Genomic DNA, 17977 nt, shown 5'->3' with positions numbered 1-17977 from the left:
TTACAATATATGATGTGTTTTTATTGATATTGGTGTATTTTATTCTTTAAAATATTGATTATGTGTTGTTATTTTTAATTTTATTTGTTGGTGTTGTTGTCATAATTGTTTTCATAAAGGAACAATTTTTGGAGTAAATTGCACCTACTATTGATACACTATGTTTGATAAACCTCAAAGAAAACTGAAAAGATCCGCAAGACTGATTTCCGTACTCAGTAAATATGGATTCAAAGATCTTCTGGCCAGAATGAACGGAAATAAGCAGGAAGAAGTTTCCGGTCATTCAGATGAAATCATCTCAAAAGGAACCGTTTACGAAAGAATCAGACTGGCTCTTGAGGAGCTTGGGCCTACCTTTGTAAAATTGGGTCAGACATTCAGTAACAGGGAAGATTTATTGCCGCCGGAAATGATCCAGGAACTGCAGAAACTTCAGGACAAAGTGGAAACAGTAGATATGAATGTGGAGGAAGCACTGGAAAGTGAATTTAATATTTCTGTGAAAGATTATTTCCATGAAATTCAGAAAAAGCCTTTGGCTACAGCTTCCATTGCTCAGGTTTACAAAGCTGTTCTGCTGGATGGCAGCCCTGTGATTTTAAAATTGAGAAAACCCGATGTACAGTCCGTCATTGAAGATGATTTACTGTTGATAAAAGATATTGAAAAACTGATATCCGCTTACTCGGAAATAGGAGAAAAACTGAATCTGAAACAGGCCATTTCTACCTTTGAAAAATCTTTACTGGAAGAAGTTTCTTTGATTAATGAAAAAAACAATATCCAGCAGTTCCGTGTGAATTTCAAGAACAATAAAGAAACTTATGTTCCTAAAGTCTACGAAGAATTTTCCAACAACAATATTCTTTGTATGGAGTTTATCGATGGGATCAAAGTAACCGACAAATCTGTTTTGCTGGCCAATGGTATTGATCCTGTAAAAGTTTCGGAAGAAGGACTAAGGCTTTTTGTATCGCAGATTTTAGATTATGGATTTTTCCATGCCGATCCTCATGCCGGAAATATTCTGGTAAAAAAAGATGGCAGAATTGTTTTCATTGATTTTGGAGCGGTAGGGAAAATTCAGCCAAACGATAAAGAAATTCTTGAAAACCTTATCGTAAGCTTTGTCGCTAAAAATTCGCATAAAATAGTCCGTTCACTCAAAAAAATGGCAATCAGCTATGAAATACCTGATGAAAGACGCTTTGAAAATGATGTGGAAGAAATTCTGAATTTTGTACACAGTTCGTCATTACAGGACATTAATGTACAGGTAATCATCAATAAGATGAAAGACATTTTAAAAGACAACAGGCTTTATATGCCGGATTATTTCTATCTTCTGTTCAAAGGAATCAGCCTGATAGAAGGAGTGGGAAGGAGCATTAATCCTGATCTTGATATTGTTAAAAGTCTTCATCCTTACACCAAAAAGATTTTTACCAAGAAAATCAGCCCTAAAAATCTTTTAAAAACAGGGATGGACCGTATGATGAATTTCACGGATAATGTAGATGAAATTCCGAAAGAACTTCGTTCCGTTCTTCAAAAACTGGATGATAATAAATTCACTGTTTCCAGCGAAATCAAAAATATAGAGAAGACCAACCAGCTCATCAAATCCAGTGTCATCAATCTGATTCTAGCCATGGTTTTAGGAGCGAATATCATTGCCACGGCTATCGTTTTTTCCTCAGAATCCGGACCAAGAATCGGAGAACTGTCGTTAGTTGCAGTTTTAGGTTTTATTTTTTCAATTCTTTTAGTCATTATCCTTCTGCTAAGAGTAACCAGAAAATAAAAAGGAAGTTGACTTTGAACTGGAGGAATGTATAAACGCAAATCCCACACCTCGTAACCCGCAACCTGAATCCCGTCACCCCGTAACTCAAATCCCGCCACCCCGTATTTAAACCCAAAACAATGAAAACACTTATTATAACATCCATCACCTTATTCAGCTCACTTTGTATGGCTCAACAAGGAAATGAAGAAAAACTTCAGGGAGATTTTGACGGAAACGGAACAAAAGAATACGCTTACACAAAAGTCAGCGACTGTGGCGATGAATGTGAAGGAAAGTGTGAAACCACCATTTATTTCAGCGATAAAAATATACAGCCGATCACCATTACTCCTGCAAACCAGGGAAGTCTGTATAACTTAGGAGACCTTAATGGCGACGGAAAAGAAGAGATCGGTTTTTATCCCAATTGGTGCACCAGCTGCTGGCATCCGTTCTATGTGTACACTTTAGGTAAAACGGGTTGGAAGCCATTATTACCTTCTATCTCAACCCATTGTAATCAGTGGGAAGAAGATCAGTTTCCTATTAAAAAAGATCCGAAAAAGAAAGGATACGTTATTGTTACCTCCAGCAAATGGGAAGATGATGATATTAAAATCAGTAGTAAAAGTGTAAAAGTGAACTGATTACAATCGCTTGAGGTTGGAAGAGAGAAGGAAATGACCTGTGTTAATACATTAATCTGTTTCATTGTACATTCAAAAAATTAAAAAGAACGTTTGATAATCTTCCAGCTTCAGACTTCGTGCTTCCATACTACAAAATTAAATACCTATCTTTGCAAAATGGAAAAACTCACTTTTGCGGATTTTGACCTTCCGGTTAAAATTCTCGATGTTTTAGCGGATCTGGAATTATTTGAACCTACTCCAATTCAGGAGAAGAGCTTAAAGCCTATACTTTCGGGAAGAGATGTAATGGGAATTGCGCAGACAGGAACCGGGAAAACATTAGCTTATCTTTTACCTGTTCTTAAAACATGGAAATACAGCAAGACAGGAAATCCAACTGTTTTGGTGCTTGTTCCCACAAGAGAACTGGTGGTACAGGTAACAGAAATCCTTGAAAAACTGACAGAAAATATTACGGCAAGAGTAATCGGGATATACGGTGGAAAAAATATCAATACTCAAAAACTATTGTTTAATGATGGATGTGATATTCTGGTAGGAACACCGGGACGAGTGATGGATCTTTCCATAGACAACGCAATTTCTCTGAAAGAAGTTCAGAAGCTGATCATCGATGAGTTTGATGAGATGCTTAACCTTGGTTTCAGACCACAGCTTACCCATATTTTTGAAATGATGAAGGAGAAGAGACAGAATATTCTTTTCTCTGCAACCATGACGGAAGCGGTAGACGAAATGCTGGATGTTTATTTTGCCAATCCGATTGAAATTTCATTGGCTAAATCAGGAACACCACTTGAGAAAATTGAGCAGATTGGTTACAAAGTAGAAAACTTTAATACCAAGATCAATTTACTGGAGCATTTGCTTAAAAGTGATGCAGATATGTCCAAAGTATTGATTTTCAATAACAATAAAAAACATGCAGACCTTCTCTTTACTAAAATCGATGAGCTTTTCCCTGAACAGTTTGATGTAATTCACTCTAATAAATCGCAGAATTACAGACTGAAAGCGATGAAGAGGTTTGAAAACGAAGAGATCAGAGGTTTGATTACCACAGATGTCATGGCAAGAGGTCTGGATATCTCGAACATTACACACGTCATCAATTTTGAAACGCCTGATATTCCGGAGCAGTATATCCACAGAATCGGTAGAACAGGTAGAGCAGACAAAGAAGGGAAAGCTTTGGTTTTTGTAACGAAAAAAGAAGAACCTTTGCTTCTTGATATTGAGCTGTTGATGGATAAGGAATTGAAATTTAATGATTTCCCTGAGGAAGTTAAAATCAATCCTAAAAAGATTGCTGCCGAAGAAGATCAGGTAGTCATGAAAAATCCTGTACAGGTAAAACTGAATGAAGGAGGAGGAGCTTTCCACGAGAAAAAGGCTAAAAATACCAAAGAAAACTGGGGTGGTCCTTCCAAAAGAAAAGCTCCTAAGAAGTTTGGAGCCAACAGAGCGCAGCAGAAGGCAAAATCTAAATCGAAAAGAAAGAAATAAAATAAAAAAACGATTCCCATTTCAGGAATCGTTTTTTATTTTTAATCGAATTTGATATTATTGTTTTTATCATCATTGAGCTTACTTCATATAAGGAGTGATCACCTCAGCCCAGATTTTATATCCTTCCGGCTTAAAATGAAGCATGTCTTCCACAAAGATATCTTTTCTCACCTTTCCATTCTCATCTTCCATAGCTTTTGTCACATCAATGAATTCCGCATTAGGTTCCTTTTTCATGAACGCAGCAATCTTTTTGTTGGCAACTTTCATCTGTGGCCAGATCACTTCTCGGCTCGGCGAATATTTGATGGAGATATAATCTACTTCAATATCAGGAAACCTCTCACGGATTTTTTTGTAGAAAGCTTTGAATCGGTCAACGACTACTTTGGCTTTTAGCTTATGATTATCTGCAAAATCATTTTCACCACAGTAAATGATGATTTGTTTGGGCTGATAAGGCGCTAAAAGGTCATTCGCAAAATCATTAAGATCTGTAAGTCTGGATCCTCCAAACCCTCTGTTGATGATTGTTTTACCAGGAAAATAATCTGCTACATCAGTCCACTTTGTGAATGATGAGCTTCCGATAAATAAAATAGCATCCTTTTGAGGCGGGTTTTGCTGGTCCAGCTTTTTAAATTCCTGGATGTCCTGCCAGAACATCGGTTTTTTCTCTTGTGAAAAGGCAATAGCAAAATACAGCAATAGAAATGCTGATAGAATCTTCTTCATTATATTCAGTTTTAAATTAGATATAAAAGTAATAAAAAACTCCCGATTAGCGGGAGTTATAATTTATCTTTTGTAGGTAACGTAAGGGACATCCGGTATTTTATCTCCATCCATATCAAAGATTCCTGACTGCTGGGCAAGTTTAAGATCTTTGGCTGTCAGAATATCAATTCTGTAGTTTACTGATCCTTCATCACCAAGTTTAATTCCAATGATTTTTGAATCGGCATCGTAGGTAAATGTTCCTTCAGTTTTTGGCGATGGGGTACAGTCTGCACCTTCTCCCGTATACGCTGTATAGCTTACATAATAATCTGTTCTGAAGAAAAGAGTATTTTTAGCTGCACATCCTGTTAAAGTTTCAGTATAAAGCACTGTTTTATTATCTTTTCCGGAAATTACTTCCCTTTTAACTTCCTTCCAATCTCCCTTCATGATTTCCATATCATAAGCTTCAAGATTGTCATCTTTACAAGAAGTAAGTGCCAAGGCAGAAAAGGCAAATAAAAGTAGCTGTTTTTTCATTTTCACAAATTTAAGAATATGCTAAAATATAAATAAATTTGAAATATATGTAATGAAATAGTGAATTTTTAAACGAATGTTTGTAAATTAAATAATTTTATAGAGGTTGCAATACGGGATGCGAGTTTCGGGTTATATATTTTCAAACTGAAAATGAAGATAAGCGCTTCATCCGAATCTTGAAACTGCATAGCTCAAACCTCGTACCCCGAATCCCTTAATAGCTCATCTCTACAATCTTATAAGCATCCTGCGGAGTCAGTTTTTTATATTCTCCAAGGCCTAGCCACTTTCTGTCTGTAAAGGCTTTTTCAACCTTTTCAGCGGTTCCTTTAAAGTCCTCCGTATATTCGGAAAGCCTGGTTTTGATATGAAGACTGTGGAAGAATTCTTCCAGCTTTTTAATGCCCAGTTCAGCTTTTTCCTCTACACTTCCGTCTTTGATTCCCCAAACTCTCTCAGCATACTGAGCCAGTTTTCCTTTTTTATCTTCAAAGTTGTAACGGTAATGAGAAGGAGCAATAATGGCCAGTGTTCTTGCATGATCAATTCCGAAATAAGCGGTCAGCTCATGTCCCATTGCATGCACGGCCCAGTCTGTAATAACTCCTTTCTGGATCAGTCCGTTTAACGCCATTGTACAACACCACATAAAGTTTCCTGCAGCATCATAGTTGAAATCATCAGCCAATACTTTTGGAGCCGTTTCCTGCAGGCTGATCAGTATGCTTTCTGCAATTCTTTCCTGAAGGTCGGCAGAAGAAGGAGCGGTCATATATTGTTCCAATACGTGAGTATAGGCATCTGTGATTCCGTTAACAATCTGATTTTTTGGAATAGATCTGATTACTTCCGGATCCAGTACAGAAAATTGCGGGAAAAGTCCCGGTCCTCCTGAAGATAATTTCTCATGGGTTTCCCTTCTGGAGATCACATACCCGGAATTCATTTCTGATCCCGTTGCGGGCAGTGTTAAAATACTTCCGAAAGGCATTCCTTCTCCTTCAAAAGTTCTTACGGATTTTCTCAGGATATCCCATGGCTCACCGTCATAATTGGCTGCTGCAGAAAGGAATTTTGTACCGTCAATGACAGATCCGCCGCCTACAGCAAGAAGGTAAGTAATGTTTTTCTCTTTAATAAAGCTTAAAGCATTGATCAGAACTTCATATTCAGGGTTGGCAGGAACTCCGCCAAACTCGTATAATTCATGATCTTTTAAAGCCTCTTTTACCTGATCGTAAACACCATTGTTTTTGATGCTTCCGCCACCGTAAATCATTAATATTCTTGCGTCTTGAGGAATTTCTTTGGAAATTTTAGCGATTTCGCCTTTCCCGAAAAGTATTTTTGTAGGGTTTTTAAACTCGAAATTAAGCATTGTTCTAAATTTATTTTAAGTCAAATTTACGGAATGAAAAAAGAAAAGTAGGTTAATGAAATTTTAAAATTGCTATTATTCCATTTTATGAAAGCTATTGCTTTCAGTTTTTCCGATTCCTATTTCCGATTCTCTTGTAACATGTATTATATCTAAGAAGAAAGAAAGGCCTTTGCTCTTTTTATAAAGCCTTCCTTATCCTTTTTAATCTCGTCCAGCAATTTTTTCCGGTCATCAGGAATCGTAAGATACTGATCACCCCAAAGATTGATTTCAACGATTACAGGAATCAGGTCAATTCCTTTCTGAGTCAGAAAATAAAGAATTTTCAGCTTACTGTCCGGATGGTCTTTTTTATCAATGATTCCATTGTCCAACAGGTTTTGAAGTCTTGCAGCCAGAATATTTGTTGCAATTTTTTCATCAGCCTTAAGGAAGTCTCCGTAAGTACATTCCTTTTTCAGCATGAGATCTCTTATGATCAACAGAGACCATTTGTCTCCCCACATTTCAAGTGAGCAGCTGATGGGGCAGTCTGATCTTTTTTTACTCATTTTGTTAATTTAAAAATAATACTTGCAAATTGAAAGTGTTTAATTTAAATTTGCTTTTGTTTTGCAAGTAAATTTAATCATAAAAAATTAATAAATCAAATGGATCATTATGACATTGCCGTAATCGGCTCAGGACCCGGCGGATATGTAGCGGCGATACGAAGCGCCCAGCTGGGATATAAAACCGTGATTATCGAGAAATATGATACTCTGGGAGGAACATGTACCAATGTGGGCTGTATTCCGACTAAAGCTTTATTAGACAGTACACATCATTATTCAGAAGCACAGCATCAATTCAATGAACATGGGATTAAGCTGGATCATATAGAACTGGACTTTTCTCAGATGTACAGAAGAAAAGCAGATGTAGTTTCAAAAAATACAGGAGGCCTGGATTTTTTAATGAGTAAAAATAATATTACAAGATTACAGGGAACGGCTGGATTTATCAATAATTCTACCATCAGAGTTGTAAACGGATCTGAAGTTAAAGAAATAACTGCCCGAAATTATATCATTGCTACAGGCTCAAAACCATCAACTATTCCAGGAGTAGAGATTGATAAAAAAAGAATTATTACGTCTACAGAAGCATTGTCATTAAAGGAAAAACCGGAATCTATGGTAATCATAGGGGGGGGAGTAATCGGGGTGGAAATGGCTTCTATTTTCAACCGCATCGGAACAAAAGTCACTATCCTTGAATATGCTGATCATCTGATCGCTGCTATGGATCATGAATTGGGGAAAAGCCTTCAGAAAATCCTGAAAAAAGGAGGTATTGATATCCGCCTTAATCATGCAGTGTATAAAACCGAGAATACCGGATCTGCTGCTAAAGTGTTTTTTAAAGATAAAAACGGAACAGAAGGTGAGCTGGAAGCAGATTATGTATTGGTAGCGGTGGGAAGAAGTCCTTATGTAAAAGGTTTGGGTCTTGAAAATACTGATGTACAGCTGGATGAGAGAGGATTTATTAAAGTGGATGAAAACAGCCGGACTTCTGCATCCAATATCTATGCGATTGGTGATGTTATTGGCGGTGCAATGCTGGCTCACAAAGCTGAAGAAGAAGGTGTTTTTGTAGTTGAAACCATTAACGGGCACAAACGACCTATTCACTATAACCGTATTCCTTCAGTGGTGTATACCTGGCCGGAAGTCGCTTCAGTAGGCTACACCGAAGAATATCTGAAACAAAATAACATTGCATACAATGTAGGGAAATTTCCATTTTCTGCCAGTGCAAGAGCCCGTGCTTCAATGGATATGGAAGGTTTTGCGAAAGTTTTGGTGGATCCGAAATATGGAGAAGTGCTGGGAGTTCACATTATTGGAGCCAGAGCTGCAGATTTGATTGCTCAGGGTGTTATCGCTCAGGAATATGAGGTGACTGCAGAAGATATGTTCCGTATTTCCTATGCGCATCCAACCTATTCCGAAACGTTGAAGGAAGCTTACCTGATTGCCTCCGGACAAGGCGCCATTAATATATAAAGAAGTACTATTAAAATTTAAACCATTAAGATCTGTGAAGAATAAGAATAATTAAGATTCATCTTAGATGAAGAAAAAAATCTTGCTAAAAAATAACTTTAGCTATTCCCTTAACTATCCTTATCAACTTAAAAAATCTTAATGGTTTACATTAGCAGTTTGTAAATTTTATCGCAGATAAAATCCTCGCGCCTTAAAGCTGTATGTTGATAAATTAATTTACGCCTTGGCGTTTTTTTAATTCAGTTACAAAGAAGTACAGTTTTCATCCTTGGCATAAACTCCATTGCTTTTTGCTTCCAGCTTTCCTGTTTTTCTATTGATTTTAACCCAAAAAGATTCTTTCACAGCGGGACAACCCTTAGATTGCATGAGGTACATTGAAATATGACGGTCTTCAATTTTATATGATCCGGTAAAGCGATTGCCTGTATCCACAGAATACCCATATGTTTTAGCCAGTAAAATAGCCTCCGGAAGATTGTCTACTGCTCCGATAAAATCTCTCAGTTGCTGTTCATTGGAAAAATATACTGATCTTTCATTCTTACACGCCAGAATGTATGTAAAACAGTTGTTCCCGATACATTTCTGGAAAAAGCCTCTTTCAGGAACAGGTTCATTGATCGTCATAAAATCAGGAGCCTGGCTTTCATAGATAACTGCTTTTTCATAATCCATATCATTGCTGAGAACACGCCAGTATGCATACCCTTTATCAGGAATAATGAAAGGGTAGAGGTATTCTGCAGTATCAAGAATATCGGGAATTTTTTTATAATCATCAGGAACCTTGATCTGGCTGTAAAGCAGATTGGAGAGAATCAGGGAAAATGCGATGATTACTTTCATAGAGAGTGGGTTTCCGATGCAAATGTAAGAAAGAGAATTATTCCAGTACAATTTTATAATATCCTTTTTCAGCAGTTACATCAATATCTATACCTGTAAAAGTCAGTTTATTGATCTGATAACCATCACAGCCTCCATTAAACTCCGATGACTGGATGGAAAAGTCGATATCTTTGATATTAGAATAAAATTTGTAATTTTTTGTTCCGTTATAAGCGCCTACATTTTCTAAAAGAATTCTGTTCTCGGATGTTTTGGATAATTGTACACTGACATTATTTTCATCCTGAACAGAATACGTTGTTAATGTTCCATTGGTGATAAGATTTTCATTATTGGAATTGACGAACTCAAAAATGACGGGTAATGGTGCATTGTAACAATCTTTTTCACAAGAGATGAACAGAAGGGCTACGAGTAAAAAAGTAAATATTTTTTTCATGGATTATGGATAGCGTTAACAGTAAAGTTAATCAAAATTATATTAATCCTGAATGAGTAAAACAGATTTCTATGAATTTAAAACTGCACAAATATTTATAATTAACCGTTCGTTTATTCTGAAAAGTACTTATAAAATGTAAATATCTTTTTTTTGATTTTCGTACTTAATTTTTGCCATTTGTCAACCCAACTAATTTGAAAATCGCTTACATTTGTTAGTATGATACATGACCAACGCGCAGAAAAATTCAGGCAGATTGTGGAAAATAAGTTCCAGATCTATAATTCATTATTTATGAGCCTGCCTTATGATAAAATGACGAATATCGGAATGCTGCTTCCATTTCTTTATGAGGAAAGCAGGACCGGCTATGAAGCAGGGAAAACTCCTGAAAATATCGTCGAAGAATTCTTTAAAAACCATACCGATCTCCAGACGGAAGAGCAGAAACTGGAATTGCTTTTCAAGATCATACAATATATAGAAAGACAGGTCGTTTTGTTTGACAGTATTGAGGATGCTGCATTTCCTAATCTTCATTCAGAAAGTGATAATGGAACAGTAACCAATCTTTTTGAACGTTCTTTTCAGGATCATAAAATTGAAAAAGTACGCGAGAAATTAAAAGACTTTAGCGTTAAGGTCGTATTTACGGCACACCCGACTCAGTTTTATCCAAGTTCGGTACAAAGAATTATTCAGGATTTGAGAGGGGCTATTACCAGTGATTCGGTGACGCAGATTGATATGCTTCTGCAGCAGCTGGGGAAGACTCCTTTTGTCAATAAAGAAAAACCTACTCCGGTAGATGAAGCGCTGAGTATTATTTCTTACCTGAGATATGTATATTATGATACCATTGGCGAATTGTTTACGAAGATCAAAAAGACTTTCGGAAATGGCCATTTTCATCTTCATGAAGATATTATCCAGCTTGGTTTCTGGCCGGGAGGAGACAGGGACGGAAATCCTTTTGTAACAGCGGATGTAACGAAAAGAGTAGCGGAAGAACTGCGTTCAGCGATTCTGAAATCATACTACAGCCATTTGAAATTTATCAGGAGAAGATTGAGTTTCAGAGGTGTTTCTGAAGTGCTGACTCAATTAAGTGAAGAATTGTATGCAGCCATTTTTGACGGAAAGAGCATTAAAGCAGAAGATATTTTAAATAAAGCTGCTGAGGCAGAAAAAATACTGGTTAATGAGCATAACTCTTTGTTTTTAGATCTTTTGGTAAATTTCAGGGATCGTGTGATGATCTTCGGAACTCACTTTGCTACGCTGGATATCCGCCAGGACAGCAGAATTCATCAGAAAGTTATTGATGAGGTTTATGCAAAAGTATACGGAAATGAAGACGCTGATTACGAACAGAAATTCAATAAGCTTATTCAGATTTCAGAAACGGTAGCTGCTGAAGATTTTGGAGACATTGTAAAAGATACTTTGTTAACGGTTTCACAGGTTAAGGATATCCAGCATCTGAACGGATTAAGAGGAATGAACCGCTATATTATTTCCAATTCTGACGCGGTAAAAGATGTTATGAATGTATATGCCTTCTTTAAAATCTGCGGTTATCAGGATGAAGCGATCAATATGGATATTGTTCCACTTTTTGAAACCATGGAAGGGCTTGCCAATGCAGAAAATGTAATGAATGAGCTGTATCATGATCCTGTTTATAAAAATCATCTTGAAAAAAGAGGAAATCAGCAGACAATCATGCTCGGATTCTCTGATGGAACCAAAGACGGAGGTTATTTAAAAGCCAACTGGGAAATTTATAAAGCCAAAGAAGTACTGACAAAACTTTCCGAGCAGAATAATATCAAAGTCGTATTTTTCGATGGCAGAGGAGGCCCGCCGGCAAGAGGAGGTGGAAAAACCCACGATTTCTATGCTTCCCAGGGAAAAACGATTGCCAATAATAAGATTGAATTAACCATTCAGGGGCAGACCATTACCAGTATTTTCGGAAACAAAGAGCAGGCAAAATACAACTTTGAACAGCTTCTGACGGCTGGTGTTGAAAATGACGTATTCAAAAATTCAAAAAAAGAACTTACAGAAAAAGAAAGAGCTTTGATTATTGAGTTGGCGGATATCAGCTATAAAAAATATTCAGATCTGAAAGCGCACCCTATGTTTGTTCCTTACCTTCAGGAAATGAGTACACTGGAATACTACGGAAAAACGAATATCGGAAGCCGTCCATCCAAAAGGGGAAATGGCAGCGAACTGAAATTTGAAGATCTGAGAGCCATCCCGTTTGTAGGATCATGGTCACAACTGAAGCAAAACGTACCTGGGTTCTTCGGTTTTGGATATGCGATGCAAAAGATGAAAGAACAGGGTAGATTTGAAGAAGTAAGAGAGCTGTATAAAGGTTCAGATTTCTTTAAAACTTTAGTTCTGAACTCCATGATGAGTATGAACAAGTCTTACTTCCCATTGACTTACTATATCAAAAATAATCCGAAGTTCGGTGCTTTCTGGAATGTGCTTTTTGATGAATATGAGCTTTCCAGAGACATTATGCTGGAACTGACAGGATTTAAAATGCTTCAGGAAGAAGACCCGTTATCCAGAAAATCTGTGAAGATCCGTGAGAAGATCGTCCTTCCGTTGCTAAGTATCCAGCAGTATGCGTTGATGAAAATTCAGAAAGGAGAAGGAAACAAAGAAGCTTATGAAAAGCTGGTGACCCGTTCTTTATTTGGTAATATTAATGCCAGCAGAAATTCGGCATAAGCTATTTTTAAAATAAGAATGATCATAACGAATGATAATCAATATCAATAGAAACGGGCTAAAGCCCGTTTTTTTTATAAACCATTCAATGAGCTTTAGCTCAAACTTATTTTTATGTTGTAATACGACACAAAATAGTAATATATCTCCCACAGATTGCACAGATGTTTATGTTGTAATCAATCTGCACAATCTGAGGGAAACAAAAAATTACTCCTTTAAGAATTTTTCGTAGAAAACCTTGTCCTTCATCTGAATCTTCAGATAATAAGTTCCTTTGGAAAAATCTTCCACTTTTATAGATTTCTGGTTGTTGCTTTTCCTGATGAGTCTTCCAAGGTTATCATATATTTCTAACGATTGAACTTCTTGCTCTGATGCAATATTCAGGATATTTTTTGCAGGATTCGGGAATATGGAGAACCTGTCTTTTTTTACAGTCTCAGAGGTATTCAGAACGAGATCATATAAACTTCCGAAATTGAGAATACCATATCCCATCTGATCGGTATGGGCAGGATATAGTGAAGCAGTTTGTCTCAGCTTTGCTCTCATCTGCTCTCTGTTCATCGCTGGAAATGCCTGAATAAGACATGCAACACCGCCGGCAGCAATAGGAGTAGCAATTGAAGTTCCATTCACGATTAAGGTAGTATTATCATAAACAGTTGTCGTACCGGTTCCCTGGGTACTTCCGTCCGGTTTTACCACCCCGAGAGCATTAGGTCCGAAAGAAGAAAAAGCTGAAGCATTTCCGGCTGAATCTACAGATCCGATAGAAAATACTTTAGCGTTATCAGCCGGTGTCATAAGATAATGCCACGGCTGTTGTCCGGAGTTACCGGCAGCAGCAAGAACAAAAATACCTTTTTCAGCCGCAATACCAGCTCCGCGGGCAATGAAGGACGTGTTACCATCCATATTGGCATATGTATAATTGTAGCGACTTTCATCAAAAACATTATATCCCAATGATGAGGTGATAATGTCAATTCCTTTACGGTCTGCTTCCTCAGCTGCTTCAATCCAGTATAGCTCTTCTTCGGGAATTTCTACAGCCGCATTTTCACTGCGGTAAAGATAAAAATCAGCATCCGGTGCCGCTCCTACAAAAACATTCTGCAGATATCCTCCTATAATTCCTAACACGACAGAGCCATGTGTGCTGAGTGAAGAATTATAAATATCTCCGGTTTTGGTTACAAAATCATAGGATGCTTTGATGTGATTATTGGTCCATAATCTTGCAAAAGCAGTTCCTGTATTCACGGTTGGGAATCCGGCATCAATGACCGCAATGGAAACTCCTGTGCCTGTATAGCCTGCCAGATGAAGCGGCCGGATATTGACCTGATCAATTTGTCCGGCCCCTGAACCATAATTGAAGTTAGTAAGTGTTTTATTGATACCTGCATCGTCTTTCCATTTTCCCGGTGCTGTTTTCACGGTAGTAGAACTGTTTCTGGCAAAACTTTCAACAGACAAAACATAAGATTGAGCCTGTAATAAAGTTTTTTGTGCCGGAGTGGCATTTACCGCAGCTCCGTTAAGCCATTTTGAATAATCTGTCACAACAAATCCCAAATTTTGAAGATTCTGAAGGTAAGACTGTTCAATAGGGGCATCCTGATCATTAAGCGGAATTCCCAGTGCGGTACGCCTGTTGAGTGATTTCTGGCTGAGTTCTGACAGTGGATTTGCATAAAAAGCAGCTTTATTAGGCTTATCCGTGAAGTAAACAAAAACGAGCTCCGTTTGTGCGGAAATGGTCAGGTAACCTGTTAGGAAACAAAAGAGTAAAAGTTTTTTCATAAAATTTATTTGTATAAAGATAAAAACAAAATCAATAAAATTTTTGATAGGATTTTAAATTCCTTATTTTTACAGAAATATTTAGTATATGAAAAAAATTCAGATGGTTGATTTGCAAAGTCAGTATTACAAAATAAAGAATGATGTAGACAATGCAGTTTTGAATGTAATGGATTCTGCGGCATTTATTAACGGTCCTGAAGTAAAGTCTTTCCAGAATGAATTGGAGTCTTATTTAGACGTAAAACATGTGATTCCGTGTGCCAATGGTACAGATGCATTACAGATTGCCCTGATGGCTTTGGATCTGAAAGAAGGAGACGAAATTATCACGGCTGATTTTACTTTTGCTGCAACAGTAGAAGTGATTCATTTGCTTAAATTAAAGTCTGTATTGGTAGATGTAGATTATGATACATTCACAATCTCTACAGAACAGATTAAAAAAGCAATTACACCCAAGACAAAAGCAATTATTCCGGTACATATTTTCGGACAGTGTGCCAATATGGAAGAAATTTTAAAAATTGCTGAAGAGCATAATTTATATGTTATTGAAGATAATGCCCAGGCAATCGGTTCAGAATATACTTTCTCCGACGGAACAGTAAAACAGGCAGGAACAATGGCAACAGTGGGAACAACTTCTTTCTTTCCTTCCAAAAACCTGGGATGCTACGGAGACGGAGGTGCTATTTTTACCAATAATGATGAACTGGCTCACCGTTTAAGAGGAATTGTAAACCACGGAATGTATGAAAGATATTACCATGACGAGGTAGGGGTAAACTCACGTCTGGACAGCATTCAGGCAGCAGTTTTAAGAAAAAAACTTCCTCATCTGGATTCTTACAACGAAGCAAGAAGAAAAGCTGCAGATTTCTATGATGAAGCATTTGCTGGTCATCCGGATATCCTGACTCCAAAAAGAGCGGAAAACTCTACTCACGTATTCCATCAGTATACGTTAAGAATTCTGAACGGAAAGCGTAATGAGCTTCAGAAGTTTTTATCGGAAAAAGATATTCCTGCAATGATCTATTATCCTGTAGCATTAAGAAAGCAAAAAGCGTACTTCCAGGAAAGTAATGCTGCAGATTTTGTGAATACAGATAAGCTTTTGGATCAGGTAATTTCTTTACCGATGCATACGGAATTAGACGAAGAGCAGCTGAAGTATATTACGGATGCTGTCCTTGAGTTTATGGGATAATTAATGAAAAGAAAGATATTTAAATATAAGCTGGTATACTATATCGCGGTAATAACCAGCTTACTACTTTTTATAATATCTGCATTTTGGATTCTTGAAATATTTAATGACTTTAGCCTATTTAAAATATTATTTATTGTTATTTCGTTAGTTATTAATGCATTTGCATTTGTTAATCTGATTGAAAAATATGATAAAGCAATTTTGTTTCTAAATCTCAGTTTATTATTATCCATAATTGTTTTAGGTTATCCTTTATTGTTTGGATTTTTAAACGGATATTCTGTTTTAGAACATTTTACTTTTAGATTTTTAATCATATTTATATTGTGTTTATTAATTGTAAATGTATTTAAGGTGAAAAAAAATGACGGAGCAAAGGAAATAGAACACATAGGAAACACGAAGATTAAAAAATAAAAATGGCAATACTTGTTACCGGCGGACTTGGATATATTGGTTCTCACACAGTGGTAGAACTTATTAATAACGGCTTTGAAGTTGTTATTGTTGATGATTTATCCAATACAGAAAGGTTTATTTTAAATAATATTGAGGAAATTACGGGTAAGAAACCTGTTTTTTATCCTTTTGATCTGAGAAGAAAAGAGCTTCTTACTCAGGTTTTTGATGCTCACCAGATTGATGGTTGTATCAATTTTGCAGCTTCTAAAGCAGTAGGAGAGAGTCAGATCATACCTGTAGATTATTATGAGAATAATCTGTTTTCCTTGATTAATGTTCTTCAGGAATTTAAAACAAGAAAGATCTCCAACTTTATTTTCAGCTCATCATGTACGGTATACGGACAGGCAGATGTAATGCCGATCGATGAAAATACTCCGTTGAAAACCCCTGAAAGTGTCTATGGGAAAACAAAACAAATGGGCGAACAGATCCTGATTGATTTTGCCAAAGCCTATCAAAGTAAAATATCACTATTAAGGTATTTTAATCCAATCGGAGCACATCCTTCCGGAAAGCTGGGTGAATTGCCAATCGGGATTCCTAATAATTTAGTGCCTTATGTAATGCAGACGGCTTCAGGAGTGCGTGAGAAACTGAATATCTGGGGCGATGATTACCCTACAGAGGATGGAACTGCTGTTCGAGATTATATCTATGTTGTTGACCTGGCAAAAGCGCACGTTGCAGCATTAAAGAAACTGATAGAAGATTCTTCATCTGATGCAGTGATTGATACCTATAATCTGGGAACAGGAAAAGGTTCATCCGTACTGGAAGTGGTAAAAGCATTTGAAAAAGCTAATGATGTGGAAGTACCTTATCAGATCTGTGCGAGAAGAGAAGGGGATATTACTATAGCATATGCCAATCCCGGAAGAGCAGAGAAAGAACTCAACTGGAAGTCTGAAACGTCTCTGGAAGAGGCTTTGAGAACAGTTTGGGAATGGCAGAAATATCTGAACACCAGAAATTCGTAAATTAGCATTGAGAAATAATTGCATCAAAACAATAATTTAAACGATCATAAAACAAATTACAAAACATTTTCCTGAAGAGTAAGTGTTATCCTAAAAACATTGAATTCAGTGAAGCTTTAATTTTAAATTAGTATGAAGACACAGAGAATAGGTATTACATTTTCGTCATTTGACTTATTACATGCGGGTCACATCAAAATGCTTGAAGAAGCTAAAACTGTATGTGACTATTTAATCGTCGGACTTCAAATTGATCCGTCCCACGACCGTCCTACTAAAAATAAGCCAAGCCAGACTATTGTTGAAAGATATATTCAACTGAAAGCTGTGAATGCTGTGGATGAGATCATTCCTTATTACACGGAAGAAGACCTTTTGGATATTCTTAAATCATTTGTAATTGATGTAAGAATCATAGGAGATGATTATATGGACAAAGACTTTACAGGTAAAAAATACTGTGAAGAAAAAGGAATTGAAATTTTTTTCAACAAGAGAGACCATAGGTTTTCCACCAGTGATCTGAGAAGAAGGATCTACGAAGCTGAAAAAGAAAAATATTCGAAAGCAGAACCTGTAAAATAACAACTGACTAGTCCTGAAAAAGGTTGACTAGTTTAATATTTCAAATATACTTAAATGTAATAGCCACGACTTTATCTGACAGTTAGGGGTTAAAAATAATTGTCAGTTATCCAATATTATCCTTACTTCCAAAAGTAAGGATTTTTTGTTCCTCTGCAAGAGTTTCCAATAATTTCTCTTTTGCCATAGGTTTACTATCTAAAAACGTCTGCATCGGTGTTT

General features: G+C 36.7%; 16 protein-coding genes. 9 read left to right on the top strand and 7 right to left on the bottom strand.

Annotated features, from left to right (window positions below; genetic code table 11):
• The first annotated feature begins 160 nt into the window (after window positions 1-160).
• The 3 genes from DEU40_RS07915 (at window position 161) to DEU40_RS07905 (ending at window position 3951) form a co-directional block, all read left to right on the top strand.
• A complete protein-coding gene (locus tag DEU40_RS07915; protein WP_110009344.1) occupies window positions 161-1807 on the top strand; it encodes an ABC1 kinase family protein in 1647 nt (548 codons plus the stop codon).
• A 122-nt stretch (window positions 1808-1929) separates the two neighbouring features.
• Complete coding sequence (locus DEU40_RS07910; protein WP_228406468.1) at window positions 1930-2439, top strand: hypothetical protein; 510 nt, start codon at window positions 1930-1932, stop codon at window positions 2437-2439.
• A gap of 159 nt (window positions 2440-2598) precedes the next feature.
• Window positions 2599-3951 carry a DEAD/DEAH box helicase gene (locus DEU40_RS07905; RefSeq protein ID WP_110009342.1) on the top strand — a complete coding sequence of 451 codons (1353 nt, stop codon included), beginning with the start codon at window positions 2599-2601 and terminating at the stop codon, window positions 3949-3951.
• An 81-nt stretch (window positions 3952-4032) separates the two neighbouring features.
• Here the strand turns inward: DEU40_RS07905 and DEU40_RS07900 are convergent, their stop codons facing one another.
• From DEU40_RS07900 to DEU40_RS07885, 4 genes are all read right to left on the bottom strand, one after another.
• Window positions 4033-4689, bottom strand: coding sequence for a GDSL-type esterase/lipase family protein (locus tag DEU40_RS07900; protein WP_110009341.1), 657 nt, complete (start codon window positions 4687-4689; stop codon window positions 4033-4035).
• Window positions 4690-4752: 63 nt separating this feature from the next.
• Window positions 4753-5214, bottom strand: a complete 462-nt coding sequence (locus tag DEU40_RS07895) for a lipocalin family protein (RefSeq protein WP_110009340.1) — start codon at window positions 5212-5214, stop codon at window positions 4753-4755.
• A gap of 217 nt (window positions 5215-5431) precedes the next feature.
• Window positions 5432-6595 (bottom strand): iron-containing alcohol dehydrogenase, encoded by a 1164-nt coding sequence (locus tag DEU40_RS07890; RefSeq protein WP_110009339.1) that lies wholly within the window; start codon window positions 6593-6595, stop codon window positions 5432-5434.
• Window positions 6596-6747: 152 nt separating this feature from the next.
• The gene (locus tag DEU40_RS07885) at window positions 6748-7149 is read right to left on the bottom strand and encodes a winged helix-turn-helix transcriptional regulator (protein WP_110009338.1); all 402 of its coding nucleotides are present in this window, start codon (window positions 7147-7149) and stop codon (window positions 6748-6750) included.
• Between the two features lie 99 nt (window positions 7150-7248).
• On the opposite strand from DEU40_RS07885, the gene lpdA reads away from it, so the two are divergent.
• Window positions 7249-8649 carry a dihydrolipoyl dehydrogenase gene (gene lpdA / locus DEU40_RS07880; RefSeq protein ID WP_110009337.1) on the top strand — a complete coding sequence of 467 codons (1401 nt, stop codon included), beginning with the start codon at window positions 7249-7251 and terminating at the stop codon, window positions 8647-8649.
• Between the two features lie 246 nt (window positions 8650-8895).
• Here the strand turns inward: lpdA and DEU40_RS07875 are convergent, their stop codons facing one another.
• Together DEU40_RS07875 and DEU40_RS07870 are read right to left on the bottom strand one after the other, a co-directional pair.
• Entirely contained in the window at window positions 8896-9501 is a 606-nt protein-coding gene (locus DEU40_RS07875) for a hypothetical protein (protein ID WP_228406467.1), read from the bottom strand.
• Window positions 9502-9538: 37 nt separating this feature from the next.
• Window positions 9539-9943 carry a hypothetical protein gene (locus DEU40_RS07870; protein WP_110009335.1) on the bottom strand — a complete coding sequence of 135 codons (405 nt, stop codon included), beginning with the start codon at window positions 9941-9943 and terminating at the stop codon, window positions 9539-9541.
• A gap of 222 nt (window positions 9944-10165) precedes the next feature.
• Between DEU40_RS07870 and DEU40_RS07865 the strand changes: the two genes are divergently transcribed.
• Window positions 10166-12700, top strand: a complete 2535-nt coding sequence (locus tag DEU40_RS07865; RefSeq protein WP_110009334.1) for a phosphoenolpyruvate carboxylase — start codon at window positions 10166-10168, stop codon at window positions 12698-12700.
• Between the two features lie 210 nt (window positions 12701-12910).
• Here DEU40_RS07865 and DEU40_RS07860 read toward each other — a convergent pair whose 3' ends face one another.
• The gene (locus DEU40_RS07860) at window positions 12911-14512 is read right to left on the bottom strand and encodes a S8/S53 family peptidase (protein WP_110009333.1); all 1602 of its coding nucleotides are present in this window, start codon (window positions 14510-14512) and stop codon (window positions 12911-12913) included.
• Between the two features lie 88 nt (window positions 14513-14600).
• Between DEU40_RS07860 and DEU40_RS07855 the strand changes: the two genes are divergently transcribed.
• The 4 genes from DEU40_RS07855 to DEU40_RS07840 all read left to right on the top strand — a co-directional run bounded on the left by DEU40_RS07855 (window position 14601) and on the right by DEU40_RS07840 (window position 17755).
• Window positions 14601-15725 (top strand): DegT/DnrJ/EryC1/StrS family aminotransferase, encoded by a 1125-nt coding sequence (locus tag DEU40_RS07855; RefSeq protein WP_110009332.1) that lies wholly within the window; start codon window positions 14601-14603, stop codon window positions 15723-15725.
• Window positions 15726-15728: 3 nt separating this feature from the next.
• Complete coding sequence (locus tag DEU40_RS07850; protein ID WP_110009331.1) at window positions 15729-16145, top strand: hypothetical protein; 417 nt, start codon at window positions 15729-15731, stop codon at window positions 16143-16145.
• Window positions 16146-16147: 2 nt separating this feature from the next.
• A complete protein-coding gene (galE, locus tag DEU40_RS07845) occupies window positions 16148-17170 on the top strand; it encodes a UDP-glucose 4-epimerase GalE (protein ID WP_110009330.1) in 1023 nt (340 codons plus the stop codon).
• A gap of 132 nt (window positions 17171-17302) precedes the next feature.
• A complete protein-coding gene (locus DEU40_RS07840) occupies window positions 17303-17755 on the top strand; it encodes an adenylyltransferase/cytidyltransferase family protein (RefSeq protein WP_110009329.1) in 453 nt (150 codons plus the stop codon).
• The last annotated feature ends 222 nt before the right edge of the window (window positions 17756-17977 follow it).

It is taken from the genome of Chryseobacterium sp. AG844 (assembly GCF_003182335.1).
Classification (GTDB): Bacteria; Bacteroidota; Bacteroidia; order Flavobacteriales; family Weeksellaceae; genus Chryseobacterium; species Chryseobacterium cupriresistens.
The sequence above is the reverse complement of the archived record's forward strand: the minus strand, read 5'-3'. Positions and strand labels throughout refer to the sequence as shown.